At 43.4% G+C, this 4,355-nt stretch carries 4 protein-coding genes; all 4 read left to right on the top strand.

What is annotated here, in order from left to right:
- Positions 1 to 171: 171 nt before the first annotated feature.
- The 4 genes from PLE34_RS17920 (at position 172) to PLE34_RS17905 (ending at position 4,095) form a co-directional block, all read left to right on the top strand.
- Entirely contained in the window at positions 172 to 747 is a 576-nt protein-coding gene (locus PLE34_RS17920) for an IS1096 element passenger TnpR family protein (protein ID WP_324559174.1), read from the top strand.
- Between the two features lie 17 nt (positions 748 to 764).
- Positions 765 to 1,691, top strand: coding sequence for a tRNA (adenosine(37)-N6)-dimethylallyltransferase MiaA (gene miaA / locus PLE34_RS17915; RefSeq protein WP_324559173.1), 927 nt, complete (start codon positions 765 to 767; stop codon positions 1,689 to 1,691).
- 68 nt (positions 1,692 to 1,759) lie between these two features.
- Entirely contained in the window at positions 1,760 to 3,211 is a 1,452-nt protein-coding gene (locus PLE34_RS17910; protein ID WP_324559172.1) for a RapZ C-terminal domain-containing protein, read from the top strand.
- 104 nt (positions 3,212 to 3,315) lie between these two features.
- Positions 3,316 to 4,095: a nucleotidyltransferase family protein gene (locus tag PLE34_RS17905; RefSeq protein ID WP_324559171.1), complete on the top strand. Its 780-nt coding sequence runs from the start codon at positions 3,316 to 3,318 to the stop codon at positions 4,093 to 4,095.
- The last annotated feature ends 260 nt before the right edge of the window (positions 4,096 to 4,355 follow it).

Genomic DNA, 4,355 nt, shown 5'->3' with positions numbered 1-4,355 from the left:
TCATCGCTAGAAGGGAAAGGTGAAACGTGAGCATTTCACTTCTAACGTCTGTCATCTTACGATTAACATAGCACTAAGAAAAAATACACAAGAACACAAAGCCTGCCCAACTGGTGGAATTATATTACTTTTGACAAATTTTATACGATATTCAACATCTAAACGATACACATGGCTATTTTAAAATTCAGGGCTTACTTTGAAGAAGATGACAGTATTTACCGTGATGTTGCCGTAAAGCACACACAATCTTTTTTGGATTTGCACTTCATTATTTTAAAAAGTTTTGAATTTGATTCGAAGCATCAGGCTACATTTTACCGCAGCAATGATAACTGGCAGCGGGGGCGTGAAATAAGCATCGAGAAATATGATAAGCCCTATAAGGCAGAGCCCCTTATTATGTCGGTAACCACCATTGGTTCCGAAATACGCAATCCTAACGAAAAATTTATTTATGTATACGATTTTACCCGGAACTGGACTTTTTTGGTAGAGCTGATCAGCGTATCCAAAGATGAAAACCCCAAATTATCTTACCCTGCCATCATCCGCAGCGAAGGAATAGCCCCCAGCCAGTACGGAACAAAAAGCATACTCGGCGACCGGTTTGTAGATATAGAAGAGAAGTACGACCTCACTAAGGGCGTAGAAGGTTTTAGTGAAGAAGGAGAAGCCGGAGAAGCCGGGGATACCGATACCGAACCGGAGGAAGAAAGCGGAGCAGACGATAAGGAAGATGTATAACCTTGCCACTCTTTTTGATGTTCAATAAAACCTGTATAGTAATCTCCGGTCCTACGGCAGCAGGTAAAACAAAATTGTCTCTGCAATTAGCCGAACATTTTAAAACGGATATCATTTCCGCGGATTCGCGGCAATGCTACCGGGAGCTGCATATTGGCGTGGCTAAACCTGCTGCTACAGATTTAAAGAAAACCAAACACTATTTCATTAACACCCACAGCATACAGGAAGAGATGAACGCCGGCAGGTTTGAATCCTACGCGCTTCAATCGGTAGCTGAAATTTTTGAACAGCATGATATTGCTATAATGGCAGGAGGCACGGGGCTGTATATAAAAGCATTTTGCAAAGGAATGGATGATATGCCTGAAGTGAAGGAAGAAGTAAGGCAATGGATACGGCAACAGTACGGGATACTTGGTTTAAGCTGGTTACAGGAGATGCTGCAGCAACACGATCCTGTATTTTACAGCAGAGGAGAAATGCAGAACCCGCAAAGGATGATGCGTGCGCTGGAAGTAAAACTGTCGTCCGGGAAATCTGTTTTGGAGTTACATTCCCTCCCGCATAAGCAAAGGGGCTTTTCTATTATCAACATTGGTATTGAGCTGCCGCGTAAGAGCATCTATCATAACATCAATAAAAGAGTAGATGATATGATGGAGGAGGGGCTGCTGGAAGAAGCCACTGCACTGTATCCTTATCGCCACCTCAATGCACTTCAAACAGTGGGCTACACAGAGCTTTTTGACTATATAGACGGTAAATGCACGCTACAGGAAGCCGTAGATGCCATAAAGAAAAACACCCGGCATTATGCCAAAAGGCAGCTTACCTGGTTTAAAAAAGACGAAAACATCCATTGGTTTGCCCCCGATGATGTGAAAAGCATAATTGATTTTATTGAAGAACGAACCAATACAAAACGGCAAAATGCGTTTTGAAATGAAAGGGAATGCTGTAGCTGCATATCCCCGTTCTGTTAATTATCTTTACCCGCTAAATGTCCAGTATGGAAGATGTTATAAATGAAGTGAAACTTTTTTTTGAACAGTGGACGAAACAGCCCGCAGGTGCGCTGTATACCCTGAAGCAGGCGGGCAGCAACCGCCAGTATTTTCGCGGACTTGCCGGTGCGCATTCCTATATTATTACCAGCAACCCCAATAATATTCCCGAGAACAATGCCTTTATAGCGTTTGCAAGGCACTTTTACAGTAAACAACTGGCTGTGCCTGAAATTCTGCATACCGATGGAAATAAAACCATGTATGTGCAAACAGATTTTGGCGATATTTCTTTGTTTGATATTATAAAGGAAGAGGGGTACAGTGCAAGAGCAAAGGAATTATACCGTAAAGCCTTCGCGCAACTGGCACGGTTGCAGGTGAAGGGTGGGGAAGGGCTCGACTATAACAACTGCATCGCCACAAAGTCTTTCGATAAGCAGGCCATCTACTCCGACCTGTTGTACTTTCTCTATTATTTTGTGCGGGCGCTCGACTTGCCTTACGACAAGAACTTATTGCTGAACGATTTTGAATTGCTGAGCAGCTATCTCATGCAGGAAGAAGCGAAATACTTCATGCACCGCGATTGCCAGAGCCGCAATGTGATGATCAAAGATGAACGGGTATATTTTATAGATTTCCAGGGCGGCATGCAGGGGGCTTTGCAATATGATGCAGCTTCCATGCTGTGGCAGGCCAGGGCCGCATTGCCGCATGAGTGGAAAGAAGAGCTGGTATCGTACTACTTCGAAAAAGTAAATGAATTACTGGGCAACAGGCTTGATAAAAAAGATTTTTTAGACAGCTACGATGGGTTTGTGCTGATCCGGATGCTGCAAACCCTGGGGGCTTATGGCTTCAGGGGACTGTTTGAAAGGAAGCAGCATTTTATTACCAGCATTCCTTTTGCATTAAAGCAATTGCGCTGGTTTTTGGAAAATAAAAAAATACCTATCCGCCTGCCCGAGCTGCAAAAAGTATTATGGCATATTGTAGACGACAGGATCATTGAACGGTATGAAACGGTAAAAGCCGCTCCCGATACGTCCCTGGTTGTGCATATCAACAGCTTTTCCTATCGCAATGGCATACCCGAAAGCAATGATAGTAATGGCGGTGGCTTTGTATTTGATTGCCGGGGCATCTTTAACCCCGGCCGCTTTGAAGCATATAAGCAGCTTACGGGAAGGGATAAGGAAGTACAGGAATTTTTGCTTCATAAAAGTGAGATGCCTGCTTTTTTGCAGTATGTGTATGGCATAGTGGACATTTCAGTAAGCGACTATATAAAACGGAATTTTGACAGCCTCGCGGTGAGCTTTGGCTGCACGGGCGGGCAACACCGCAGCGTATTTGCTGCCGACAGCCTGGCCAAACACCTGCAGGAAAAGTTTGGTGTTAAAATAGCCTTGCATCACCTGGTGCAGGAAGAAAAGAACTGGGTGAATGGGTGAGAGGGTGAATGGTGAATGTTGAGGGTGAATGATTTGTGGTTTCACGTTTACCATTTCACGGGGAGAAACGTGAAACGTGAGAGGGGGAAAGTGTTTTTAAAGCAATGATTTTGGTTAGTATGATGCACAATGCCAGCGAAAATTCTATACGGTCAAACAACGGGTTAACTACGGCTATGATCTTTGCCGCAGGTTTGGGCACACGGCTGAAACCCTGGACAGATCATCATCCCAAAGCGCTGGCGCCGGTAAATGGAAAACCTTTGTTGCAGCGCAATATTGAGTACCTGAAAACATTTGGTATAACCAATATCATAATCAATGTACATCATTTTGCCGGCCAGGTGATTGATTTCTTAAACGTCAATGATCATTTCAACTGCAATATCACTGTTTCGCATGAAAAGGAAGAACCATTGGAAACCGGTGGCGGGTTACAAAAAGCCGCACGGTTTTTAGAACAGCATAATCCTTTTTTTGTGATCAATGCCGATATTTTAACTAACCTGAACATAAAAGCTATGCTTGCATTCCATCAGCAGCACCAGCCATTGGTTACACTGGCGGTAACCGGCCGCAGCGCTTCCCGTACATTTTTGTTTACTAAAAAAAACCAGTTGTGCGGCTGGCGCAATAATGCATCAGGACAGGAAAAAATTTCTATCGCGGGTGTGGAAAGCATGCCCAAAGCATTCAGCGGGATACATATTATTAACCCGGCTATTTTTGCTTTGATCGCAGAAGAAGGAAAGTTTTCTTTGGTAGATCTGTATCTCCGTTTATCTGTCCGTCATGCCATCATAGGCTATGATCATTCCGGCGATATATTGATAGATGTGGGCAAGCCGGAAGCTATTGAACAGGCAGAAAAGCATTTTCATTAATTTTAGGTGTGGGGTATGAGGTGTGAGGTATAAGGTATAGGATATAAGGTATAGGTGAGGTGTGAGGGGAAAGCACCTGTACACCATAAACCATAAGTTTAAAAATACGAAGCCGGAATTTCGACATTCGAAGGAATATAAAACACCAAGAACCAAAAGACAAGAAACAAATAAAAGTCAAATATTAAATCCGAAGCCGGAAGACCGAAATCCGGAAAGAAGAACCAAATAACAAATCACAAGAACCAAAGAAATTACAA

This window comes from Agriterribacter sp. (assembly GCF_035445465.1).
Taxonomy (GTDB): domain Bacteria; phylum Bacteroidota; class Bacteroidia; order Chitinophagales; family Chitinophagaceae; genus Agriterribacter.
Note: the sequence above shows the minus strand (reverse complement) of the source record. Positions and strands in the feature narration are given on the sequence as shown.

Coding starts and splice junctions, on each gene's coding strand:
- PLE34_RS17920 (WP_324559174.1), top strand. CDS start 172: ATGGCTATTTTAAAATTCAGGGCTTACTTTGAAGAAGATGACAGTATT.
- miaA (WP_324559173.1), top strand. CDS start 765: ATGTTCAATAAAACCTGTATAGTAATCTCCGGTCCTACGGCAGCAGGT.
- PLE34_RS17910 (WP_324559172.1), top strand. CDS start 1,760: ATGGAAGATGTTATAAATGAAGTGAAACTTTTTTTTGAACAGTGGACG.
- PLE34_RS17905 (WP_324559171.1), top strand. CDS start 3,316: ATGATTTTGGTTAGTATGATGCACAATGCCAGCGAAAATTCTATACGG.